This is a genomic window from Novipirellula artificiosorum, from assembly GCF_007860135.1.
GTDB lineage: Bacteria > Planctomycetota > Planctomycetia > Pirellulales > Pirellulaceae > Novipirellula_A > Novipirellula_A artificiosorum.
In genome coordinates, this window is record NZ_SJPV01000001.1 from 1,354,495 (window position 1) to 1,379,502 (window position 25,008).

At 56.4% G+C, this 25,008-nt stretch carries 15 protein-coding genes; 11 read left to right on the plus strand and 4 right to left on the minus strand.

Features of this window, described 5'->3' with window-relative positions; genetic code table 11:
* Window positions 1-29: 29 nt before the first annotated feature.
* Genes Poly41_RS04770 through Poly41_RS04780 form a run of 3 tightly spaced genes read right to left on the minus strand, consistent with a single transcriptional unit; the run spans window position 30 to window position 2,287 of the window.
* Complete coding sequence (locus tag Poly41_RS04770; protein WP_146524703.1) at window positions 30-461, minus strand: hypothetical protein; 432 nt, start codon at window positions 459-461, stop codon at window positions 30-32.
* Entirely contained in the window at window positions 458-1,930 is a 1,473-nt protein-coding gene (locus tag Poly41_RS04775) for an AAA-type ATPase lid domain-containing protein (protein ID WP_146524704.1), read from the minus strand. The genes Poly41_RS04770 and Poly41_RS04775 overlap by 4 nt, the downstream gene beginning before the upstream one ends.
* A gap of 33 nt (window positions 1,931-1,963) precedes the next feature.
* Window positions 1,964-2,287: a calmodulin-binding protein gene (locus tag Poly41_RS04780; RefSeq protein WP_146524705.1), complete on the minus strand. Its 324-nt coding sequence runs from the start codon at window positions 2,285-2,287 to the stop codon at window positions 1,964-1,966.
* 224 nt (window positions 2,288-2,511) lie between these two features.
* Here Poly41_RS04780 and Poly41_RS04785 point away from each other — a divergent pair, with 224 nt between their 5' ends.
* From Poly41_RS04785 to Poly41_RS04810, 6 genes are all read left to right on the plus strand, one after another.
* On the plus strand, window positions 2,512-4,032 hold the full coding sequence (locus Poly41_RS04785) for a hypothetical protein (RefSeq protein WP_231615403.1): 1,521 nt from the start codon (window positions 2,512-2,514) through the stop codon (window positions 4,030-4,032).
* A gap of 120 nt (window positions 4,033-4,152) precedes the next feature.
* Complete coding sequence (locus Poly41_RS04790) at window positions 4,153-4,812, plus strand: DUF3299 domain-containing protein (protein ID WP_231615404.1); 660 nt, start codon at window positions 4,153-4,155, stop codon at window positions 4,810-4,812.
* 60 nt (window positions 4,813-4,872) lie between these two features.
* Window positions 4,873-5,406: a DUF3299 domain-containing protein gene (locus tag Poly41_RS04795; protein WP_231615405.1), complete on the plus strand. Its 534-nt coding sequence runs from the start codon at window positions 4,873-4,875 to the stop codon at window positions 5,404-5,406.
* A 150-nt stretch (window positions 5,407-5,556) separates the two neighbouring features.
* A complete protein-coding gene (locus tag Poly41_RS04800) occupies window positions 5,557-6,384 on the plus strand; it encodes an OmpA/MotB family protein (protein ID WP_146524708.1) in 828 nt (275 codons plus the stop codon).
* Window positions 6,385-6,496: 112 nt separating this feature from the next.
* Window positions 6,497-7,234: an ATP-binding cassette domain-containing protein gene (locus Poly41_RS04805; RefSeq protein WP_146524709.1), complete on the plus strand. Its 738-nt coding sequence runs from the start codon at window positions 6,497-6,499 to the stop codon at window positions 7,232-7,234.
* Window positions 7,231-9,330, plus strand: coding sequence for an ABC transporter permease subunit/CPBP intramembrane protease (locus Poly41_RS04810; protein ID WP_146524710.1), 2,100 nt, complete (start codon window positions 7,231-7,233; stop codon window positions 9,328-9,330). The genes Poly41_RS04805 and Poly41_RS04810 overlap by 4 nt, the downstream gene beginning before the upstream one ends.
* Here the strand turns inward: Poly41_RS04810 and xylB are convergent.
* Window positions 9,327-10,859: a xylulokinase gene (gene xylB, locus Poly41_RS04815; protein WP_146524711.1), complete on the minus strand. Its 1,533-nt coding sequence runs from the start codon at window positions 10,857-10,859 to the stop codon at window positions 9,327-9,329. The two genes, Poly41_RS04810 and xylB, sit on opposite strands and share 4 nt — an antisense overlap.
* 89 nt (window positions 10,860-10,948) lie before the next feature.
* Here xylB and Poly41_RS04820 point away from each other — a divergent pair, with 89 nt between their 5' ends.
* The 5 genes from Poly41_RS04820 (at window position 10,949) to Poly41_RS04840 (ending at window position 24,860) form a co-directional block, all read left to right on the plus strand.
* On the plus strand, window positions 10,949-12,295 hold the full coding sequence (locus tag Poly41_RS04820) for a type 2 periplasmic-binding domain-containing protein (RefSeq protein ID WP_146524712.1): 1,347 nt from the start codon (window positions 10,949-10,951) through the stop codon (window positions 12,293-12,295).
* Window positions 12,296-12,740: 445 nt separating this feature from the next.
* Window positions 12,741-21,038 (plus strand): tetratricopeptide repeat protein, encoded by an 8,298-nt coding sequence (locus Poly41_RS04825; protein WP_197231068.1) that lies wholly within the window; start codon window positions 12,741-12,743, stop codon window positions 21,036-21,038.
* A gap of 198 nt (window positions 21,039-21,236) precedes the next feature.
* Window positions 21,237-21,860 carry an HAD family hydrolase gene (locus Poly41_RS04830; RefSeq protein ID WP_197231069.1) on the plus strand — a complete coding sequence of 208 codons (624 nt, stop codon included), beginning with the start codon at window positions 21,237-21,239 and terminating at the stop codon, window positions 21,858-21,860.
* A gap of 123 nt (window positions 21,861-21,983) precedes the next feature.
* A complete protein-coding gene (locus Poly41_RS04835) occupies window positions 21,984-23,564 on the plus strand; it encodes a Ppx/GppA phosphatase family protein (protein ID WP_146524715.1) in 1,581 nt (526 codons plus the stop codon).
* Between the two features lie 27 nt (window positions 23,565-23,591).
* A complete protein-coding gene (locus tag Poly41_RS04840; RefSeq protein WP_146524716.1) occupies window positions 23,592-24,860 on the plus strand; it encodes a protein-L-isoaspartate(D-aspartate) O-methyltransferase in 1,269 nt (422 codons plus the stop codon).
* Window positions 24,861-25,008: the final 148 nt, after the last annotated feature.

Consider the following 25,008-nt stretch of genomic DNA (forward strand, 5'->3'; position numbering starts at 1 on the left):
GGCACTGGTGCGCTTTTGTCGGACGAACCCTAAGACGCCCCCAGGCGTAGGTTGATCACCCTCGCCATCTTCTGCAGGTCTTCGGGCTGTCGAACGCGAAGCATCGCTCCAAATTCCGAGAGCGTCGCTTCGTGGCAGGTTGCGAGCTGCGAGCATGCTGCGATTTGGACCACTTGCGGTAGCGATCGAGTGAGCGCCATCATGAAGCGAGTGGATTCCGCAAACGAATCGGGCGTGATCTCCCAAACGACCACGATGTGTGGTTGGCCTTGCCGCAATTGGCGCCCTGCCAAAGCGACGACTTCATCGTCATCCGCAGCGCGGACCACGGGGGTTACCGAATCGGCAAGCTGCTCGGTACAGAAACAGCGGACCGCTTCGATCCATCGATTCCCGTGTTCACAGACGATCCAAGGCCGTTCAGGCGACGCATCGAATAGGCCATCGGCAAACGCATTCATTCGTCGTCACTCGTCCCGCCTTTGGCGGCTACATCCAATCGCCGAATCAAACGCGATCGCGTGATGCCAAGGACGCGTGCAGCGGCCGCTCGATTCCCGCCCGTCGATTCGAGGGCCCTCTCAATCAGTTTGATCTCGTACGCCTCGAGCAAGTGATCGAGTGCCAGATCGATGCAGGGCTTGGTTTTCGGCTTTGCGGCCGGATGGTACGAGCGGATCGCAAGTGGCAAGTGTTCCGCACCGATATGGTCCCCCGGAGCACTGCGGATTGCATGACGGAGGGCGGCATCAAGCTCAGCGAAATTATTGGGCCAAGGGTAGCTCACCAAAGAATCAATCGCGGCACGGCTGACACGTTCGGCACGCCCCTCGCCCGCAGCGTACCGCGAATCGACGATTCCAGTTGCTATAAGTGGGATGTCTTCGACACGCGACGCCAACGGTACGAGCGAGATCGTCAGACCACCGATCTTTTCGATCAAGTCGGCAATGATCATGCGTCTCGGTTCAGGCAATTCCGTCGTCAAGGTGGGCGCAAGGTCGTATTCTCCCATCGCCGAATCCTGCAAAACCACGCCGTCGCTCGAGCATAAACCGATGATGCGAAAGCGATGGGTGAATCTCTCGACGAGATTGGCAAGATGCCGCTGAGCCTCAACCGGCATTTCGTCCAGGTCTCTCACGATCGCAGTCGCCAGAGCGTCGGGCGATTCGGTGAGTCGGTTGACTGCGGGGATGATCGAGGCATCCAAGAGTTCGGGGTCCATTAACGGCCCATCGACCATGACCAGCGGCTCGCGGGGACATGCCGTGTGGTGAATTTGTCGTGCAATCGACTCCGCCGCCGATCCAGGCGGACCAAAAAAGCCAAGGTGAGTGCGCAGTGACGCAGCGACGTGTAACCGAGATCGGATACGGCGTGCTGCCAAGGAGGTGCCAGCGGTTGCTAAGGTGGCAATCGAAGCATGCTCTTTTCGCCAAGCATCAAGTTGTGCACGAACAATTGCTGCGTTTGCTATCTCTTCATGGATCGTCCGATCGTCGAATTGTCCTGCAATGGCGAAGACAAACGATGATTCCTGAGAACCAATTCGCACAAAACGAACATCGAGCGGTTCGATCCGCTGGGGGGGAAACGAACTCGGTTTCGCCTGGCCCGCCGCCAGCGGGCGGTGCGTCTGGCCCGCCGCCAGCGGGCGGTGCGGCTGCACACGTAACGAAGCCGTCCCACGAGAACGAAGCCCGGGAGGGGCTGACAGCGTAGCAGCAAGCTGGTCCAGCGGGTCATCCGAAACGGGACTGCCTGCTACCGCGCGGCGGTTCAGCAAGGCCTCACCCTCGAGACCAAGCCAGCGTGCCGTGGCGGCCGACAAGTAGACCAGCTTGCCGTCGGGGCCTATCGCCCAAACGGGAGCATCGGATGCGTCCAGCAGACGCATCAAGTTTCGGATTTTGGTGCCAGCGGTCATGGACCCTATCTTCGGAGGTCCCGGCGGACTCCGCTAGAACACGTCCAAGATGAAATGATGTCCTTGGTGAAAGCGGCGGCTGCTGGGGTAATAGTTGTGCCACTTCTTATTGTAAACCGGGATTCGCATTTCTGGCGGATAGCGGTAGTACATGCTATCACTGCTCTGGAAATACTCTTGGCTGTAGAAGTTCTGCGGATAGTAAACGTACGGATAGTGGTAAAAGCGATTCCAATCGCGGGAGCCGGCTTGGCCACCCCAGTTTTGGCCGTAGGCATGCTGTTCGGCCGAGGCGGAATCCGCGAGGGCGAAACAACTGCACGAGACCACAGCAGCAATCAGTAAATGGCGGAGCATCCGGTATTTCTCCCACTCGGGGCTTCCTGTCGAGTGCGCGATGAAGGCACACTCGGGCGTTGGTCGTAAAGGAACGTACCAGGACTATCGGCACATTCAGTATCACCGGTTGAGTCGTTCATGAGCCGAATGAGCAGCAAAATTCTGCGCATCCGACGAAACGGACCGTTGATTCGACTTCTCAGACCCCACCCCAGCGACCTATGATGGAAGGGCCGAGATGATTGAAGAATCGGCAGAAGCCTTTCTTACCCAATAATTCCATCTTTCCGTTGGTCAACCGTATGTCGATTCGCCAAATTACCGCGATCGTTTTGGTCGCGTTCGCAGTCGTGACATCGCCGGTCGTTACCGTAGCCTGTCCGTTCTGTAGTGCGGTAGGCCAAACGCTTCGGCAGGAGATGGCTTTGATGGATGCGGTCGTGATCGCCACCTCGATCGAAGGCGATTCGGCACGAAATTTGGAGACCGGTGAGGTCCGAATGCGGATCGAGCGGGTGTTGAAGGGGGGCGATTTGGTCAAGCAGGGCCAAGAAGTCAATGCGATCTACTATGGCGAAGTGGCGGTCGGTCGGCGGTTCATGCTTTCTGGGGTGGATCCGCCCGACATGCAGTGGTCTTGCCTGCCACTGAGTGAACGAGCCGAGGCTTATGTGGTGAAGATTCCAACGCTCGGCGAGGACGACTCCGAACGACTCAAGTTCTATTACGACTACCTGCAAGATGACGAAGCGATGTTGTCGCGCGACGCCTACGACGAGTTCGCGATCGCCCCTTATGCATCGTTAAAAGCGCTGAAGCCGCAAATCGATCATCCGAAGTTGGTGGAATGGATTGGCAATCCTGAAACGAGTGTCGATCGCAAGCGATTGTATTTGACGATGCTTGGCGTGGTGGGCGATCAGCAGGATTTGCCGTTTTTGGAGCAAATGCTGCGAAGTTCTCAAAAAAGCACTCGCAGCGGTTTGGACGCGCTGATCGGCTGCTATTTGACCCTTGCGGGTGAAAAGGGGCTGGCGGACGTTGACGAGCTGTTTTTGGAGAACAAGAAAGCATCCTATGCCGACACCTACGCCGCGATCATGGCGATCCGATTTCATGGAACCGAAGGGGATGTGATTCCTCGCAGCGCGTTGGTCGAATCGCTTCATCATGTGCTCGATCGTAAGGACCTCGCCGATTTGGTGATCCCTGACCTTTCACGGTGGTCCGATTGGAGCCAAATCGAGAAGATGAGAGAGCTGTTTTTACAAGCGGATCCTGACAACAACTGGGTCCGAGTGCCGGTGGTGAATTATCTGCGGGCCTGTCCACGGCCCGAGGCAGCAAAGCTGCTTGAGGAGCTTGAGAAAGTCGATCCTGACAGCATCAAACGGGCGAACAGCTTTTTCTCGATTCCCGTGCCAGCGCAAGACACGAGCGAGTCGGAGACGTCGATACAGCGAAAAACGGATCGAAAGACGGTCCAAAGGAGCGAGAACGAGTCGAAGAAGCCGGCTGCCATGCTCACTCGGGTAGGCCCGCCCGCTCAGAAAGGCCCGCTTGCACCGAACGGAACGGTCGGGACGGGCATCGCCGCCCCCGATCCGGTTGGCTTTGGCGAACGCAAAGCCGCCGGTTTAGGGCCGATGGCCGCGACACCGAACCCTTGGCGATTGGCTTACGTAGTTTCGCTAGCTCTGTCCACGATCATGATTGGGCAATTCTTGCTGCTCTCGGGCGGTCCCCAAGCGAGCGGCTTGTAAGCCCATTCGGCTGCGAACTCCGGTCATCGGGTGGCATGGGGCTACGTCAGGTCAGGATTTGGTAGTTGACACCCCTTTTCGCACTAGGTGCTCAAGAAAAAAATGTCTGCGGAACTTCAGATGTCGACAGCCGATGATGCGGTCGATTTTCCTTATCGAGCGGTTAACCGACCAGCCATTGCGTCGGTGTTTTTTTTCATTCTCGCTTTGCCGGGTCTGATTCCAACGTTTGCCCCGATGTTGGTTCTTGCCTTCGTTGGCTTGGGAACGGCTTTGGTCGGGGCGCGTGCGATCCGCCGCTACCCCAACGAGTACAGCGGTGGTGGATTAGCGATGTTTGGCATGATTGCGAATTTGTCGCTCCTGATCGGCGGCAGCTCGTTGCATGCGTACATTTTCATGACCGAGGTCCCCGAGGGTTACCAGCGCGTTCCGTTTTACCAGCTTCAGCAACCCGACGAGGGTCCCGACTTCCCCACCGAATTTGCTACCGGTATTGACGGTGAAGACGTTTTCATTAAGGGTTACATCCACCCGTCGTCTGGGAGCGGATTGTTGCGCCAATTCATTCTTGTCCCCGACCTTGGCACTTGTTGCTTTGGAGGCCAACCCAAGAGCACTGCGATGATCGAAGTCACGCTGGCGGGTGGAAAAAGCGTGGAGGGTGGGATGATCAAGCGGAAATTGGCGGGCAAATTCACCGTCAATCGCGTGCCTCACAAGAAGACGGATTTCGACAACATCGTCTTCTATCGGCTGAAAGCCGACCAAGTTCGCTAAGGCTCTACCCTTTCCCTTTAGAAACGACTGCGCATGGTTTTCCTTCAAACCTCTCGATCGATGCTGTCTCTGCTGGTGGCGTTTTTTTTTGCGGCGTCGAGTTCGGTGATTTCGGCTCAAGGCCCTCAGCGGAGCCAGATGCCCGAGACTCGTAAACCGGTCGAAGTGCGAAAGAGCAGTGAAGCGTCGCTGGCAAAAGGCGATATCACGTTTGACGATTTAAAGTTTGACATCGAGAAAGATGGTGTCTTCGATAAGTCGCGTTTGACCAAAGAGGTGAAGGGGCTGGAAGGTGTGAAGGTCAAGCTTCGCGGCTACATTCTACCGAGCACGCTATTCAAGGAAACCGACATCGACCAGTTTGTCTTGGTGCGAGACAACCAAGAGTGTTGTTTCGGGCCGGGGGCAGCGCTTTTCGATTGCGTCATTATCGAGATGGTTCCCGGTAAAACCACTGATTTTGTCACCCGCCCCGTGACCGTCGAGGGCAAGTTCAAGATCGACACCGAGAAATACAAATACCCGGGTGGCCAGGGTCCGGGTGGCGCCAGTCACTTTGCCATCTTCAAAATTGCCGGTGAAGCGGTCAAATAGTCGATCATTGGAAAATTGCTCTTGCTGCGTCCTGCGGTATCTTTTTAGTGTGGCGATCGTTTTAGGTGTACGAACCTGGTTTCGTTTCAAACGCCTTCTTCCCCTTGGAAACGATCAATGCACTCCCGAGCGAGCGAACCGAACACCGCGATGCCCCGCAGACTGTGTCTGTTGGTGACCGCTCTGTTTGGCGGTGTTCTTCTCGGATGTAGTCAGAATCCCTACTTGGCCAGCTCACCCGGCGGGGCGTGGCAGGTCCCGCAAAGTGTCGCGGTTCAGCCCTCGGAGGCCCAAATCGCCGAGTTGAACCGACGCGTTCAGTTGCTCGACGACAATAACCGACAATTGCACACCCAATTGGCTCAGAGTGAGCAACAGTCGCAGGTCTATCGCGACGAGTTGAATCTCGTCCGTACCCAGCTTGCCGATACGACTCAGAGGCTCGAGTCGACGGCGATCGCAGCCAAAGAGGCCGAGAACCGCGTCCGTGGCTTCCAAGCTTCGACCCAAATGCGCGGCGGAACCAGTATTCAAGCCAACACGGATTTGACGCAAGCAGCGAGTCGATTGAATCTGGGAGGCGTTCCGGTCGAGAGAAACGGGGACGTGATTCGTGTCATCGTCTCATCCGATCATCTGTTCCAACCGGGGACGATTCAGTTGTTGCCCCAGGCAGCCACCACGCTGGATCCCATCGCGGCTCAACTGCGAAGTGTCTTTCCGCGACAACGAATTGGAATCGAAGGCTATACCGATGATGCACCCTTGTATGGAGGCCAGGTCGCGACCAGTCACCAATTGACAGCCGGTCAAGCGGCTTCGGTCCTCGACTTGTTGACGCGTCGTGCGGGCATGCCATCGCAACAATTGTTCACGGTGGCTCAAGGTGCCAACAACCCGCGTCAACCCAACACCTCGGCTGCCGGTCGCGCAGCCAACCGTCGCATCGAGTTAGTCGTCTATCCTGAGACGTTCTAGTGCCTTTGGGTCCATGGCCACGCGCGCTTGACGAAGACGCTATGATTGAGGGAATTCCGGGCCACGCCGGAACTCCTTTCCTGTTTGTCTAGCTCCTCGTTGAGTTTCGCTGATGTTGAAAGTGCACTCGCTTGTCAAGTCCTTTTCGGTCGATGCGGGAGAGGTGCGCGCGGTGGATGAGCTTTCGTTTCTGGTGCCGAAACAAGAAGTCTACGGGCTGCTTGGGCCGAATGGGGCAGGCAAGACGACCACGCTGCGGATGATTCTCGGCCTACTCGATCCTGACCAGGGGTATGCGGAAGTGGAGGGGATCCGAACGGCTCAGGATCCGATCGCGGTGAAGTCGCGATTGGGTTTTGTTTCGGCAAGCGACGGAGTCTATCCGTGGCTGAGCGTTCGTGAGATGTTGCTCTATTTTGCCGATCTTTACGCGGTCGATCCGGATGTGGCCCACCGCCGTGCCGAAGAGCTCTCTGGGATGATGGGGATCGAAAAGTTGCTTGATCGGCGTGCCGGCACGCTCAGCACCGGACAGCGGCAGCGAGTGACGCTTGTGCGCGGCTTGATTCATGATCCTCCCGTCATGTTGCTCGATGAACCGACGCGAGGACTGGATGTGGTCGGAGTGCAAACGATTTTCGAGTACATTGATCATTTGAGGGATGTGGGAAAAGCGGTCGTCGTCTGCACTCACCGTCTCGATGAGGCCGAGCGGTTATGTGATCGCTTCGGATTGCTTCACCAAGGACGATTACAATACGAAGGTACCATGGGCGAACTACGAGCGGCGACTCATCGCGAGCACTTGGTGGATATGTTCGTTGATCTGATGAGTACAGCCACGGCATGAGCGGAAACACCACCCAAAGTCGAATTCTTCGGCTCTGCCAAAAAGAGCTTCGCGAGACGATTCGTGACCGACGTACCGTCGCAACGCTGCTGCTGATGCCACTGCTGCTGTATCCGCTATTAAGCATGGCACTGAACCGATTTTTGCTGACATCGGATGTCGGTGCGGCAAATGTCTTTCTTGTTGGTTTGGCGTCGGAGCAGGAAGGTGAGCTGTTAACCGCTTACTTGAATGATCCCAACAGCCAGCCACCCGATTCGATCCTGCAATCGAGTTCTGGCGATTTAGCTAACTTTGACATGCGGTTGATTGAGAATCAGGATCCCGTCGACGCCTTGAAAGAGAACGTGGTGGACGTTGCGGTCAGCATCAAGCTTGGCGATACGCCCGAATTCACGATCACGGCTTATCAGGGTGATGGGGCGAGTGAAACGGCCCGTCGGATCCTTGTCGAACGGTTGCAATGGGTGCGCTCGAATATCGCGCAGCGATTCGCCACCGAACACTCAGACAACTACCGCCCCCCCGCCGAAGTTTTCGTTCGCACGGTGGGTGATTCGGAACGCATGCCGCTGCTGGCGACGATCGTGCCGTTGGTGTTGGTGCTGATGACGATTACCGGAGCGGTTTATCCCGCAATTGACCTGACCGCCGGCGAACGCGAACGGGGGACGATGGAATCCTTGATGGCGTCTCCGGTACCGAGATTTTACGTTCTGTTTGCCAAGTATGTCGCGGTGGTGATCGTGGCGCTGCTGACCGCGATGATTAATTTGCTGGCCATGTTCACGACGCTGTGGGCTTCTGGCATGCTTCGTTTTCTGACCGGCAACGATGCCTTTCCCTGGACGACGGTGCTACAGATTCTGGGGCTGTTGGTTTTGTTCAGCGGATTCTTTTCGGCGTTGCTGCTGTCCTTAACCAGTTTTGCAAAATCCTTCAAAGAGGCCCAGGCGTACTTGATTCCGGTGATGTTGCTGGCCCTTGCACCGGCGATGTTGTCGTTGATGCCAGGTGTCAAGTTATCGGGTCCGTTGGCGATTGCTCCGTTGATCAGCATTGTGCTGCTTGCGCGAGATCTGTTAGCCGGCACGTTTCAACCGGTCGGCGCCTTGGCGGCGGTGATCAGCACCGTTGCTTACGCAGCTGCGGCCTTAGCGATCGCGGCTCGGCTGTTTGGAAACGATGCCGTGATGCGGACAAGCGAGCAATCGATTGGTTCCTTTTTCAAACGCCCACAGAAAATAACCGCGGTACCGAGCGTCCAATCGGCGGCGCTAATGTTAGCCCTGCTCGTGCCAATCTATTTTGTCGGATCCAACGGTCTGATGCGTTTCTTGCAAGCGGCTCGTGACGAAATCACGATGTCGACTCAGTTTGTGCTCAACGCGCTAACGCTCGCTTTGACGTTCGGACTGGTTCCATTGGCTGCCGCCTACCTTGGCCGAAACCGCTTGCGAACCACATTTCGCTTGAGCATGCCTAGCGTGATCAGTTTGATCGGTGCGTTCCTCGTTGGCCTTGGAGCCTGGGCGATCGCTCACGAATCCTATGTGCTTGCCCAATCGCTTGGGATTGGGGGGCTGAGCGAACAGCGGATCAAGGATGCACTCGGGCAGCTGGAAGCCTGGAAACAGGTGTCGCCATGGTTGCTGCTCTTTACGTTCGCGTTCGCCCCGGCGGTGATCGAGGAACTCTGCTTTCGCGGCTTCTTGTTTTCGTCGCTTTCTACCGCGTTATCTCCGCCACGCGTGATTCTGTTGACGGCCGTTTTGTTCGGATTGTTTCATGTGTTGACCGGCAATGCCTTGTTGATTGAACGGTTCATTCCCACGACGTTGCTGGGAGCCATTCTTGGCTGGGTCGCCTATCGAACCGGCAGCGTGATACCGGGGATGTTGATGCATTTTGTTCACAATGGCCTGCTGGAACTGGTCGGTCGCTACCATGAGCGAATTGATTTCTTTGGTAGCGACCTGAATGACCAAGCCCATTTGCCCACGGCGTGGCTGCTTGGGACCGCAGCCATTGCCATGCTCGGTGCGTGCTTGATTGTATGGAGCACGCGGAACCGTTTCGCTGAGCAAGCCGGTTAGTGCGACGAGCTTTGGTAATCGGCCAATGCGCTCATCGAACCTTTCAGCTGTTGGTAAAGATCTCGGTAGATCGGGAACAGCTGGTTGTAATTGGCAACCGCCTTGCGATCCGGCTTGGTTTCTTCGGCGACCTTGATCGTCGCGGTGCAAGCCGACTCGATCGATTTGTACGCTCCGTCGCCGACGGCTGCGAGCAGTGCAACGCCAAACGCCGCCCCTTGTTCGACTTCCAAGCGGGTGATCTTCTTTCCGAAAACATCCGCTTGCATCTGTCGCCAAAAGGGATTCTTGCTGCCACCACCCGATGCTCGGATCTGTTTGACGGGGACCTCGAGTGATTCGATGATGTCCAAGCTGTCGCGCAAGGCCAACGTGATCCCTTCCATCACGCTGCGAGTCATATGACCACGTGTGTGAGTCAGGTTCATACCGACAAAGCTGCCACGGGCGTTGGGGTCGGCGTGGGGTGTGCGTTCTCCGTTCAAGTAGGGCAGGAACAACAAGCCATTACTCCCGGCGGCAACCGCTTCGGCTTCCGCTGTCGCCGCTTCGTAGCGTTTGGCCTTATCGATTCCGGCAAGACCTTGCAGCACGGAATCGACCCACCACTGTAGCGACCCTCCGCTGGTCAAATTCACTCCCATCATGTGCCATTTGCCGTTGACGGCATGACAAAACGTGTGCAAACGCCCGGCGGCATCGTACTGCGGCTGGTCACTATGAACGAACATCACGCCGCTGGTTCCGATCGACGTGCTCAGGACACCCTTTTTCACGACGCCATTGCCGACCGCGCCGGCAGCACAGTCGCCCGCACCGCCGACCACTTTGCAATCGGTGGTCAATCCGAGCAGCTTCGCGGCTTCGGACGTCAGCGTTCCGGTGACTTGATCGCTTTCGACCACTTCGGGAAGCAAATCCATGTCGAGTTTCAACTTACCCATCAATTTTTTCGACCAGGTCCGTTTCACGACATTTAGCAGCAGCGTCCCGCTGGCGTCGCTGACTTCGCTGACGTAGTTGCCGGTCATCCGCCGCCGGATGTCGTCCTTGGGCAGCAGTACTTTGGCAAGTTTGTCGAAGTTCCTCTTTTCCTTATTGCGAAGCCAGAGGATTTTGGGAGCCTGAAACCCGGTCAGCGCTGGGTTGGCCACCATTTTGATCAGTGCTTTTCGTCCCCCTGCTGCTTGGGTGATCTCGTCGCATTCGGCCGTTGTCCGTTGATCGTTCCAGAGCAGCGCAGGGCGAATCACCTTACCGGCTTTGTCGACAAAGACCGAACCGTGCATTTGGCCGCTGAGTCCGATCGCCTTCACGTCGGCCGGTTTCAGCCCGCTGCTGCGCATCACGTTACCCACGGTTTTGATGGTTGCTTGCCACCAATCTTCGGGGTCCTGTTCGGTCCATCCTGGCCGCGGTTGATGCATTGGGTATTCGGCGTTGGCTTCGGCGACGACCGTCCCGTCCGCCTTGATGAGCAGCGTTTTTGTACCGCTCGTTCCAATGTCAATTCCAAGATAATGGCTCATAGGTAGGTTCCAACGTGGGAGGAAATAAAAAGGAGAAAATGGATGACGAACAGCTCCACACTATAGTGCGTACAAGGCCGTAGCCAAACATGCCGTCCCAAAAACCCAAAAGCGAAATCGTGGCCGATTCTCCCAACGCCGTTTTTCTTAACCGACGAGAGCTCCTCGCCACCGCGGGGGCTGCCTGGTTGGTTTCAGGATGCAGCCGTGACCCCGAACCCCTTTCGTCGCCAACGGTCCCCCGCAGCGACGTGCCGATTCAAATCACGTGGGTTGGGTCCGAACAGGACGCCGAATCGATCCGTCGAGCTTGGGCGGCGGTGGATCCCCAGCCATTGAAAATCAAGTCGCTGCCCTTTTCGCGAGCCAACGAGCCCAATTGGATCAGCGATCTCGTTGCCGAGGCACAACGAAGCGACTTGGTGATCTATCCGTTGCTGGCAACCGCTGAGTTGGTTGGAGCGGAGGCCTTGGTCCCGATCAGCGACGAACAGTTTGATGAAATGGAGCAGGAGCTTGGGCCATTCCTGTCCGCCCCCCGAAATGGAGCGGCCCGCTATGCGGACGAGTATGTTGCAATGCCTCTCGGAGCTCGACTGCCGGCGCTGCTGAGCATACTCGAGGTCCCCGATTTGGTTTCTTGGGCCGACTATGATTCATGGGTGGCGACGGAGCTCGAGGGTCAAGCGGCCGAGCCACTTGCGGATGGCTGGGCTGCGGTGATGTTTTTGTGGAGAGCGGTGTCGTCGATTTCAAGTGGTTGGCTGTTTACTCGAGACGACTTCGTGCCGACGATTCAGTCACCGCCCTACGTGGAAGTGCTGACCCAGATGGCCGAAACCGCGACTCGCTACAAATCTGGTCGCTTGACACCCGATCAAATCTGGGAGTCGTTGCAGAAGGGTGAGATTGCTGGCGGCATCGGATTTCCAACCACGCCGATGACCAGCGAGACCGAAATCACGATCAGCGATCTGCCTGGTGGTGGCGAAAGCATCCGCATGTTGCTGGATCCCTTTTCCCCGGTCGTTTCGGTGTCGAGCCATTGCCGCCAAAGTTCCGCCTCGAAGCGTTTGATGAATTGGTTGTCAGGGGGCGAAGGAAGCCAATTGCTTCGCCGGGAGGTACGTATGATCACTCCAACGCGATCGGCCAAGCCGTCCGTGTTGGCTACCGAGTCGCAAGCCGGCAATCCTTATGAAAAATGGTTGGTGGAGCGATTGACGTTGCCGGTGACGGTACCCTCGCTGCAATTGCATTCGGCGGACGCGTACTACCGATCGCTCGATGAGGCCGTTGGGCGATGCGTCGACGGTCAAACGTCGGCGGAGGATGCGCTCCGCGAAGTTGCCGAGCAATGGCAGACGCTGACGCAGCGAATCGGCAAGGAAAAGCAGCTATCGGCATGGCGGCGAGCCCAAGGGTTGCGGGCTTAGCGGAGCGGGTTGGAGTTCAGGCTTCCGCCGTACGAGCGCAACCCGCAGTCGCCTGAAGGCTAAACTCCAGCGCACACCCCCTCATCCCCAGCCCTTCTCCCCCAGAAAAACGGGGGAGAAGGGAGCCAGGATATCGGGCGAAGTGATCGCTGCACGTTCATCCCAACCTCCCTTGCAGGTGGGATTTTCATCAGGCCTCCCGCATGCAGGGTGAAGTCCGTAAACGCCTATTGTTCAGGTACTTTAAGACTGCACGACCTTCTCAGTGTAGAATCGGCTTGTACTTTGTCACTGCTTGATTTCTTGGGGCAGAGGAACTCGCAGCGAGTTCCCTCGGTACACCGGGAATTGCGGAATGTCTCTACGGCGTCACCTACGCCTGCTCTCCGCATTCTTAGCGGTGACAAAGTATTGGCGGTCTTTTCACTTGTCTCGGAGAACTCAGATGCCCTCTGCTCGTCACTCTCTTTTCGCTTTCGTTGCTATCTGTGGCTTCGTCTCCTTGATTGGGTATGAGCCCGTGTTGGGCGCAGATGCTTTACCCGCGGGTGGCAACGACGCAGCCAGCACCTGCATTTCTTCGCTACCCCCGACGACGCCTGCGATTCAGGACGCCATGCAGTCGCGTGCCTTTGACCAAGCCTGTGAGTTGATCGAAGCGGAACTGGCAAAGGAAGCCGTCACCGATGCCGACCACCTGCGCTACCTACAAGGGGTCGCATTGACCGAAGCGAAGAAATACGACGAAGCCATCGCGGCATTTGAGCGGCTTGAAAAAGACTTTCCCGAAAGCGATTGGATTAGCCGGTCGCGGTTCGGACGTGCGAATGTCATGGTACGGCAGCGACAATACATCGACGCGGGTGTGATCTACGAAGCGGAAGCCGAGCGGCTACTTTCCCGCGATCGAAAAGATGAACTCGCAAAGATCTACTTGGAGTTCGCCGATCGCTACTTCGAGGGTTTGCCTGCCGAGGATCCAAGTCAAGCCAAACAACCAGACTATGCACAAGCGCTGACGTATTACTCCGAGGCCGTCAAGCTAGGTCCGACGCTGGCGGTTCGACAACAGATCGAGTTTCGTATTGCGCGTTGCCAAGAAGAATTGAAGCAAAATGCAGAAGCGGACAAGTCGTATCAGCGGTTTCTTGATCAATACGCTGAGGGCGAATCGGCGGGAACCGAGGAAATGCTGGTCGAAGTGCAATTCCGACTTGGCAGCGTCCAATTGGGACAAGGGCTGAATGCTGCGGCGAGACGAACCTGGCAGGACTTGTTATTGGAGGGGAAACACAAAACAACGGAATCCGCGACCGATGCGATCCAAGAGTTCGTGGCCCGAGCCGAGTACGAAATCGCGCATACCTACGGATTGCCCAAAACCCCAACGGTTGGCGATCTCGAATTGGCAGTCGCGGCAGCTGCGAAATTCTTACAGAACCATCCCACGCATGAACTCGCACCGAAAGCGGAGTACGAAATCGCAGGTGGCTATTTTCATCATGGCCGCCATCAGCAAGCGATCGAGTGGCTCAAAAAGCTGATTGACAACCCTGCGTACCAATCGTCGGACCAAGTCCCGATCGCTCGGCAAGCGCTCGGGAACCAATTCCTGGCTCAAGAAAAGTTCGATCAAGCGATATCGGCCTGGAAAGCGTTTCTCGACAAACATCCGACCGATCCGAAATGGCCAGAGGTGCAGAAGCGGATTGTCGATGCCGAGTACGCGAAAGGAGAGTATGCGGCGAAACAAAAGCAATACGACGCCGCGCGAGAAACTTGGCAAACGTTCCTGAACAAATACCCGCTCGATCCTCGCGCCGCTTCGATCCTGCTTCAATTTGGCAAGATGAAGTACGACGCGGGCGATGCCGAACACACCGAGAAGGTGTCCGCTGCTGTGGAAGCGGGACAGTCCGCTCAATCGGTCGAACTCAGCGAGGTGTCGGCTTCGTTGTTCGAAACCGCGATCGTCGATTGGCGGCGAGTGGTCAGCAAGTACCCCAAGACGTCCGAAGCATCCGAAGCGTCTTGGTTGATTGGCACGACCTTAGAAGACCAACTTGGAAAACTCCCCGAAGCGCTAAAGGCCTACAAAGAGACAGAAGGTGCCTTTGCCGCCCAAGCCCATTCACGCATTACAAGATTGACCACGCCTCAATTGCAATTGGTCACCGAGCGTAAATTCCGTTCCGATGAAAAGCCTCGCATCAAGCTCACGACACGGAACCTCGAGAAGGTGAGCGTTAAGGCCTATCGCGTCGACATGACCGACTACTTTCGGAAAATGCACTTAGCCACTGGTCTCGAAAAGCTGGACATCGCACTGATCGATCCCGACCAACAATTCGAGCATTCGATTGATGGTTTTGCCGAGTACAAACAAATCGACGGTGATGTCGAGATCGCGATCGACGGACCTGGCGTGACCGCCGTGACGGTTTCGAGCGAGAAATTGGAAGCGACCACGATGGTGGTCGTCAGCGATATCGACATGATCGTCAAATCGTCAAGAAATGAATTGTTTCTGTTTGCCGAAAACATGTTGGAAGGCAAACCGGCCGCCGGCGTCAGCGTGTTAATCAGCGACGGATCGAAAGTGTTTGCCGAGGAAATCACCGGCGACGATGGCGTGCTGCAGAAGAACTACGACGAACTGAAAACGGTCCAGGATTTACGAGTCTTTGCGGTGCATCAAGGTCATGTCGCCTCGACGGTGAACAATCTGAACGGCCTCGATTTTGCCGTCGGGCTGACGCCACGCGGCTACCTCTACACCGACCGACCTGCCTATCGTGCTGGTCAGTTGGTGAACATCAAAGGGATCGTACGTTGGGTCGATCAAGATCGGTTCACGTTTGCGGTGGGCGAGACATTTAAATTGGATCTCTACGATTCTCGCGGGTTGCTGCTGCAAAGCGAAGACGTGGCTCTGAATGCGTTTGGCGCGATCACCAGCAATTTACTGCTGCCCGAGACGACGGCCGAAGGCGATTGCCGCGTTCACCTACACCGGGTGTCAGCCGGCGAAGACGATGCGGTTGGCGCGTTGTCGTTTAGCACCTCCTTTAAGGTCACCGAGTACAAGCTGGAACCGATCGAAATATCGGTTGACCTCGAAAAGAGCGTCTATTTCCGAGGCGAAACGGTCAAGGGCGTGATCGAGCTGAAGTATTACTACGGCACTCCTTTGGTGGGTGAAAGCGTTCATTATCGCCTCGGCAATGATGGCGAGTTGTTGACGGCCAAGACCGATTCAAACGGAAAAATAGAGATCGAGTTTGAGACGCAGCGGCTGAGTGAATCGCAGGTCTTGCCCCTAACGGTCGAATATCGCGACCGCAGCTTGTCAGCCACGCAGATGGTTTACATCGCAACGCGCGGATTCGCCGTGACTGCTTCGTCACGAAGAGATGTCTACCTGGTCGGCGAATCGTTTGAGACCCAATTCCAAGTTGCCGATCCTGCGGGAGACCCCGTGGAAACGAAGTTGGAGGTCGAAGTCTTCAAGCAAACGACCACGCCCACCGGTCAAGGGGAAAAATGGGTCGAATCGCATCAAGTGACAACCGATTCTGCGGAGGGCTTTGCGAGACAAACCCTTGCGCTCGATGACAATGGAATCTACAAAATTCGGGCGACGGGAACCGATCAATTCGGAAATCAAGTCAGTGGCGAGCATCAAGTACGCATTTCTGGCGACAAAGATGCGATCCGGCTGCGGATTCTCGCCGAGCGTCATTCGTTCAAGGTGGGTGAATTGGCAGAACTGAACTTGCATTGGCGTGAACAACCCGCCCTGGCACTGGTGACGTTTGAGGGAGCATCGATCCTGTCGCACCAATTGGTGGACTTGGCACAAGGCAACAACACTTTGAAAGTTCCGATGAGCGTGGATTTTGCCCCCAATGTTTATTTGAGTGTCGCGGTCATGCAGCGAAATCAATTCCATGCCGCAGAGAGCGAATTTCAAGTTGCCCAGTCGCTGCAGGTCACGCTGACCCCGGATCAAAACGAATTGACACCTGGCGGCGAAGTGTCGGTCGAGATCGAAGTTGCCGATCCACAGGGCAAGCCGGTTTCCGCCGAGCTTTCACTGGCGTTGGTGCAAACGAACTTGTTGCAATCGTTTCAGGAATCGCAAACCGCGATCGATGAGTTCTTCCGTTCGGGCCGGCGAACGCGGGCGGTGCGTCAAGCAACCAGTTGCACGTTCGATGATCGTCCCACGACAAGGAAGATCAGCCAATTCTTGCTCGCGGAATCGGAGCGGCGCGAAACGCTCGAGCGTGAAACGCAAGAATTGGCAATTGTTGGCGACTTTGCCGTCTCGCAGTATTCGCGAGCTCCACAGGCTCAAATGGGCGGCTATGGGATGGGCGGAGGCGGTTTTGGCGGCGGTTTCGGTGGGATGGCTCCGCCGGTGCCCAATGCACCCGCTTCGATGGAGCCGCAATCGGCTGTCACTTCGGGCCGGATCGTGTACGGTGGCGCCGTCAATGCTGACGCCGGGCAGGCAGGGCAAATGCAGATGGGGCGGCAGAGCGGCAGCAATCGAGCGATGCCTTCGTCTAGCAAGACGTGGGCCGCCAACCTTTCATCGGAGCTGAACGAATCGCCCCAAGACCAAACCAGTTTGGTCCTTTCCACGACCTCTTTGGGGCTCCCACAACAAAGCCAGGTATCGATCAACGGGATCACGTCCGCAGGGAAATTCGTGACCGTGAACGGACGAGGCCAAGCAGAAGCGGAACAATTGGCTCGCAGCCAAGGGTTGCAAGTTTTGCCCGCGACCGCTTATGGCGAAACCGCATTTTGGGACCCTGTCGTTGTCACCGACGAGCAAGGCAAAGCGACCGTGACGATCACGCTGCCCGAGCGATCGACCGCGTGGCGACTTCGTGCCAAAGGCATCAATCATGGCACCTTGGCGGGTGAAGCGAGTGCGGATGTTGTGACCAAGAAGGATTTGTTCGGTGAATTGAAATTGCCGTTGGCCTTCACCGCTGGTGACTCCGTGCAGGTTCCTGTCGAGATTCATCATTCGCTCGACGATGCGCGAAAGGTAACGGTGAAACTCAAGGCGACGTTGGGTGACAAATCGACCGAACAGACCCAAGCAGTCGACGTTGAGGGCCCCGCGATTCAAAAACTGGTTTTTCCTGTCGAAATCGAAGCAGCCGATCAAGCCGTGTTTGAATTGTCGGTCTCGGCCGACGATGGTCGTTCGGATCAAACGACAGCCGTCGTAGCGATTCGACCGTACGGTTTTCCTGTCTACGCGACCGCCAGTGGGACGTCGAGTCAAAGTACTTTGGCGATGTTGGCCTTCAACGAAAAACTGAAAGCCGAAGAATCATCCCTAGAGATCTTGATTGGCGCCAACGTCAACCGTTCGCTGGTCCGCAGTGTGCTCGGCAGCGGCGACGTGGTCTTTCCCTGTGGACTGATTTCGACCAGTCCGATGGAACGAGCTGTATCCGACGTGCTCGGTGGAGTCAGCTTGCAGAAAATGATGGGTGAGGTGATGCAAGGCAACTCGCCCGATTCACAAACGCTGAGCAACCGAATCACATCGGCCGTGACGGTGTTGATCTCGGCGCAGCGTCAAGACGGCGGCTGGGCGTGGTCGGGAAAACCGAATCAAGGTGACGCGGATTCCTACCTATCGGCGCGAGTGATGTGGGCGCTCAGCGAAGCGCGTGCGGGCGGATTTTTGGTTCCCTCCCCTTCGTTCGACAAAGGCAAGTCCTTCCTGCAATCCTCCTTCACCTCCACACCGCAAAGCAACCTCGAACGACAAACGGTCTTGCTGCATGCGATGGCGGTTTCGGGGTGTGGTGACTTTGCGTTTGCGAATCGTTTGTACCGTGAACGCAATCGGCTTAGTTCCGCAGGGCTAACGCATTTGGCCCTCACGCTCGCGGCGATGAACCGCAAAGAAATGGCCGCCGGATTGATCGATCTGATCAAGATTCCGTTCGACAGCCAACCGATTGCCCCAGCCGATCGTAGCCGCATGTTGCCATGGACGCGAAATCGAGTGGAACTGCAAGCGATGGTGTTGTTGGCGATCGAAGAGATCGTTCCGAATCATCCGCAGGGTGCCAAAGGGGTCGAGGCCTTGATGGCGGCACGCATCGGTGACCGTTGGCCGGTCGAAAAATCCAATGGTCCAGCGATCGCAGCCTTGGCCCGTTGGTATTCGATCAAGCGACCTGGATTGGAAACGTATCGGTTGACGGTTTCGGTGAACGATCAAGAAATCGAAACGCTCGAGATGGATCCGGCACAAGACCCAGGTCGTCGCATCCGTGTTTCCGGTCGTTTGCTACGCAGTGACAAACCCAATCGGATCGAGTTTTCCTTGCAGGGGCGAGCGACTTTCTGCTACTCAGCCGTTCTGACCGGCTTCGTGGCGGCGGGCGAGATCGAGAGCACGACCAAGGAGTGGTCCGTCAGCCGCAGCTACGAACCCGCCAAACGCATGTTCGACGGTCACGAAGTACCGCGAGGCTTCGATGTCGTCAACGGAAGTTACAAATCGTTCACGAACCCGTTGACTCAATTGCCCGTCGGGCAGCTTGCCGAAGTGACCTTGAAGCCGCGTCGTTATGTCGCTTCAAGTCAGCGTGATCAGCCGGCGGATTATCTGGTCTTAACCGAACCGATTCCGGCTGGTTGCGTGGTGCTGAGCGAATCGGTCTCGGGAACCTTCGAGCGATTTGAGATCGGGCCGGGGCAAATCACGTTTTACCTCGGCGATCGACAATACCCGGGCGACATTCACTACACCGTCGTCGGCTATGTCCCCGGCCGTTACCGAACACCGCAATCGGTGCTGAGAAGTTTTTATGAGCCAGCTCACTTTGCCGTTTCCACCGAAAAGGAATTGCAGGTTCTCGGTTCCGAAGGCATCTCAGCCGACGAATACCGCTGGACACCCGACGAATTGTATTCCTTGGGCCAGCAAGCCTTCGAGAAGCAGCACTATGCCTTAGCTCACCAACACTTGACGACGCTGTTTTCGAGTTGGCAACTCGATGCCGACAAATACAAACACTGTGTCGAGTGGCTGTTTGCCGCTTCGTTGGCCGAGAACATGCATAACGACATCGTGGCGTACTTTGAAGTGTTGAAAGAGAAGTATCCCGAGGTGGAGATCTCGTTTGAAGACATCCTGCGGGTCGCCAAGAGCTACCAAACACTCGGTGAATATGAACGGAGCTATTTGGTGTACCGGGCGACGATCGAAGGGAGCTTTGAACGCGAATCACAAGTCGCTGGATTCCTGAACGCGCGGGGCGAATTCGTTCGCAGTGTTCAGGCCATGGAAAAGCTGCTGCGTGATTATCCCCGCGAATCCTACATTGCGTCCGCTGCCTATGCCTTGGCGCAAGAAACCTTCCGCCGTGCTGGCTCCGCGAACCAGGATCAGAAAATGAAAGCAACCGGTTTGACTCGGGTGCATTTAATTCGTTCGTCCATCAAGATGCTTGACCATTTTGTCACCACCTGGCCACTTGACCCTGAGGCAGACCAAGCCAGCTTTGCCTTGGCGACGGCATTGGTCGATTTGGAACAGTTTCCCGCAGTGATCCAGCGTTGCAAGGCGTATGCCGATCGCTATCCAAGCAGCCGATTATTGGATTCGTTTTGGTACATGATTGGGTACGCGCACTTCGAACTCGAACAGGCTGAGCAGGCCCTCGAAATGTGTCGCAAAGTCGCCGCGGCGACCTTCCCGGTTCCCGCGACAGGGGCCACCCGGCGAGCCGACAACCGCTGGGAAGCGATCTACATCATGGGCCAAATCTACCACAGTCTGGGCGATGCTGCGAAAGCCATTGCGGAGTACACGCAGGTCGAAGAACGGTTTGCGGACGCCGCCGAGGCGATTGACTTCTTTAATCGAAAACAGGTTGAATTTGATGAAGTCACGACCATCAAAACCGACAATCCGAAAACGGTGGAATTGCGATTTCGCAACATCGACGAAGTCGCATTGAAAGTGTACCGAATCGACTTGATGAAGTTTGGTTTGATGCAGCGAAACTTGAACCGGATCACAGCCATCAATCTGGCAGGCATCAAACCGCATCATGAAGAAACGGTGCAACTTGGCGATGGCAAAGACTATCGGGATCGGACGAAAACGCTATCGCTGCCGCTCGAGAAGGAAGGGGCTTACTTGATTGTCGGTCGTGGAGGCAATTTGTATGCATCCGGCTTGGTGCTCGTCAGTCCCCTGACGCTGATGGTCCAAGAAGATGTGCGATCCGGTAGAGTACGGGTGAGCATCAAGGACGCAAGTGATGACCGGTTTGTCAGCGACGTGCACGTCAAGGTGATCGGCTCGGCGAATGATCAATTCGTTTCTGGTGATACCGATTTGCGAGGGTTAATGATCGCGGACGACATTCAAGGAACCTCGACGGTGATCGCTCAACGAGGTGCGGACCACTATGCGTTTTACCGAGGCAAGTTGCCGATGCAACGGGTCCAGGCCGAAGACGACCCGCCGATGGGGGAACCGTTCGGTGGGGGAGAGGATCCGTTCGACGATCTATTTGGTGGCGAGCCCGCAGCGCAGCAAGCTGCACCACGTGGAGCGAAAGGGAAGGGAACGCTGCGAGATAACCTGTTGCGGCAAAACTGGATTTTTCAAAACGAAAAGCAACAGCTCTACGAAGGCTTGCTCAATAACGAGCGTAGCGGCATCAAGTCGAAAGAGGCCTATTAGCATTGGGAACATCGTGGCGGCTTGGATCGGATGCTTGTTTCGGCTGCGGTTTCTCAGCCCACCTTCGCAGGGTCTGGATCAAGCGCCGTCGGGAGTGCTTCGGATGGTTCCTCGCGTCAGCACGTTGCCGGAGATGGCGGTCAGGTGGTAAGCTGCGGGAAATCGAAAACGTCACTTTTTTCCCGTTCGGATCGGTCCATGCCTCGCATTGAATTCGTCTACTTTGACCTCGGCAACGTGTTGCTGTCGTTTGATCCCGAGCGTGCTTTGACGAACATGGCCAGCGGGTTGGGGACCACCGCGCGGGAAGTGGAACAAAGCCTCTACCTGAGCGGGCTGCAAGATCGCTACGAGCATGGCGAAGTCACGGGTGAGCAGGTGGCGACGATCTTGCGGAATCAGTTTGGCCGCAGTGAGGCGGACTTGACGACTGCGGCTTTCCTTGAAGCCGGCAGCGATATGTTCACGCCGATCGAGTCGATGATTGAAACCGTGACCCAGGTTCAGCGATCAGGCATTCGCTGTGGCTTGTTATCGAACACCTGCCAGTCTCACTGGGATTGGGTCAATCGTCCGACCTGGCCCGTCGCAGCCATTTCATGGGCGACTCAGATCTTGAGCTGCGAAGTCGGTGCGATGAAACCCAATCCGGTGATCTACGAAGCCGCCGAAAAGGCAGCGGGCACACGGCCCGATCAAATTCTATTCCTGGACGACCGAGAGGAGAATGTCATCGCAGCGATGGATCGCGGGTGGAATGCAGTACAATGTTTTGGTGGCGAACAAGCCGAAGCCGCATTGAAGGAATTTGCGGTGATTTGATCAACGCTTCATATCAAGGGCCACGCAGCCATCGGCGGTGGTCGGAACGCCACGGATTCTGAACGCCACGGATGATGTCAACCCGCAGGACGTTGGTCTCCGACTTCTATTAAAAACACAAACATGACCTCCACCGCTCAAATTCCATCGACTCCTCTTCTTCCCATTTCGCCTCGACCGGTGGCGGTCATCGATATTGGGGCGACGAGCATTCGGATGGCCATCGCGGAAATTCATCCCGATGGCGAAGTCCGCACCCTTGACACGCTGGTTCAACCGGTCGATCTCGGCCGCGAAGCGTTCGCAATACGGCGGCTCAGCCGCAAGAGCATCGAACGAGCGGCAGCGATCCTGAAACAATACCAACGTGTGCTGCGTGAGTACGGCATCACGTCGAATGAGAACGTTCGCGTGGTTGCGACGACAGCCGTTCGGGAAGCACTCAACCGTTTGGCATTTACCGACCGCGCGTACATCGTCACGGGATTGACGGTCGAGACGATCGATGAAGCCGAGGTGAGCCGTATCACGTACATGGGGATCGCACCTCAGCTGCGCAGCGATCCCGAACTGGCCGATGGCCGCTCGATCGTCGCGGAGGTCGGTGGTGGCAACACCGAGGTGTTGGTGATCCGCAGCGGCAACGTTCTCCACAGTCAATCGTATCGACTTGGATCGCTGCGGCTATTGCAATTGCTTGATCAGGCTCGCGTCCTGCCGTCGCGACGTCGCGGCTTTTTGGAAAGCCATATTCGGAGGACGCTTGACAATATGGTTGACGACGTCCAACCCGATCCGACCAACCGCATGGTGGCATTTGGCGGCGACATTCGATTCGCCGCGCATCGTTTGCTCGACGATTGGGACGGCGTTTCACTGGCTCCCCTGGCGACCGACCGCTTGGCCGAATTCACCGATGAGGTGCTCAAGCTGGATGAAGACACCATCGTGAGACGTTACGGCGCGAGTTTCATTGAAGCGGAAACACTCGGCCCGGCACTGTTGGGGTACACCATGTTGGCTCAGGCCTTTCAACAGCCTTCGCTGTTTGTGTGTGACACCAATTTGCGAGATGGGCTGCTGCATGACATGGCGGTCGGTGGCAGTTGGACCGCCGAATTTCGCAATCAAATTGTCCGTTCGGCGTTGGGTTTGGGGCGTCGTTTTGATTTTGACGAAGCCCACGCACGGAATGTTGCCGAATTATCGAGAAAACTGTTCGACCAGCTCAAGCCAGAACACAAGCTTGATTATCGTCATGAGGTGATCCTGCATGTCGCTGCATTGCTGCATGAGATTGGGTTGATGATCAATGTACGGAGCAATCACAAGCACGCCTTGTATGTCATCCGCAACAGTGAGATTTTTGGATTGTCGAAGAGCGAGTTGTTGCAAGTCGGTTTGCTCGCCCGCTATCACCGCCGTGCCTACCCCCAACCGTCGCACGAAGGTTATGGGGCGCTGGGCCGAGAAGAGCGAGTGGTGGTGGCCAAATTGGCGTCGATTTTGCGTTTAGCCATTGCGCTGGATGATACGCGCAGCGGCCGTATCCGAGAAATCGAATGCACGCGAGAATCGAGGCAATTGGTCATCAATGTCCCTGGTGTCGATGATGTGTCGCTTGAACAGGTTGCGATGCGACAGAATGCTGGGCTGTTTCGAGACGTGTTTGGCATGCCGGTCTTGCTACGCGCGGGACGCTGATAAGTAAACAGAAAGGATAAGTGATCCATGTCCCATCGCTGTGTTTTCCGTGTAACGCCAGTGGCTTGTTTCTTGGGGAGTCTTTGTTTGGCATTTTTGATTCGGTCCGAGCAGACTCAAGCGGACGACCTCTATGCGATCGCTCGAGAACAGTTGGTGCGAGATCGCATCGCAACCGCTGGGGTGACGGACGAGCGCGTTCTTGACGCGATCCGTGCCACGGAGCGGCATGAGTTTGTGCCGCGAAGCCAACGGGAACGCGCTTATTTGGACATGTCCCTACCGATTGGCGAGTCGCAAACGATCAGTAGCCCGTTCATCGTTGCGATGATGACGCAAGCGATTGAGCCGAAATCGACCGACATCGTATTGGAAATTGGGACCGGCAGCGGCTACCAAGCGGCCGTGCTCAGCCCGCTCGTCAAGCAGGTGTACTCGATCGAAATCGTCAAAGAGCTTGGCGATCGCGCCGCCGAGACGCTGAAGCGGTTGGATTACAAAAACATTTCGACTCGTGTCGGCGATGGCTTCCTTGGCTGGGAAGAAGCAGCACCGTTTGACAAGATCATCGTCACCTGTAGCCCCGAATCGGTCCCACTGCCGCTGGTCGAGCAGCTCCGTGAAGGGGGTGTCATGATCATTCCGGTTGGCGAACGCTATCAACAAACGCTCTATTTGATGACCAAGCAAGAGGGGAAACTTGTTCGCAAGGCGCTCCGTCCTACCTTGTTCGTTCCGATGACCGGCGAAGCAGAGCAAGGAAGGCAAGTCCATCCCGATGCAGCCAATCCCGTCGTCGTGAACGGCGATTTCGAAACCCTGCCAGGCGATGAAGAGGTCGCGGTCAACGATTTCGTGCCAGGCTGGTATTACGGTCGCCAAGTCAAACACGTCCGCGCGGACAGCAACGATTCGAAGGATACCGCGAGCGGCAAGGCGTTTGTTCGCTTCGAAAACGAGACCCCTGGACTCAGTTCGCATCTGTTGCAAGGCATCCCGATCGACGGAAAGCAAGTGTCCATGATCCGGTTGAGCGGGCGCGTGCGAACCGACGGGGTTCAAATCGGCCCCGATCCCGAATCGCTACCGATGATCGCGATCAGCCTTTACGACGAGCAGCGCCGCGACCTCGGGACCTACTGGCTCGGGCCCTTCCGAGGTACGCGATCTTGGAAAGAAGTCAGCCGATTGGTGCGAATTCCTGGGCAGACTCGTGAAGCGATCCTCCGGTTGGGCCTGTTCGGAGCCACTGGGTTGGCGGAATTTGACGAAATTGTGATCAAAAAAGTCGACTGAATTTGGGTGATTCCGCCTGCCGATTCCCTCGATCACGCCGCAAGGTTGACGCAGACGCCCTTGTCTTCCTGGGCTATAATTCCTTCCTAAACTGCTTGTTTCTCCGCGAGCAGCCGCTATCCTACCGCTAGCGACGTCTCCACCTTCT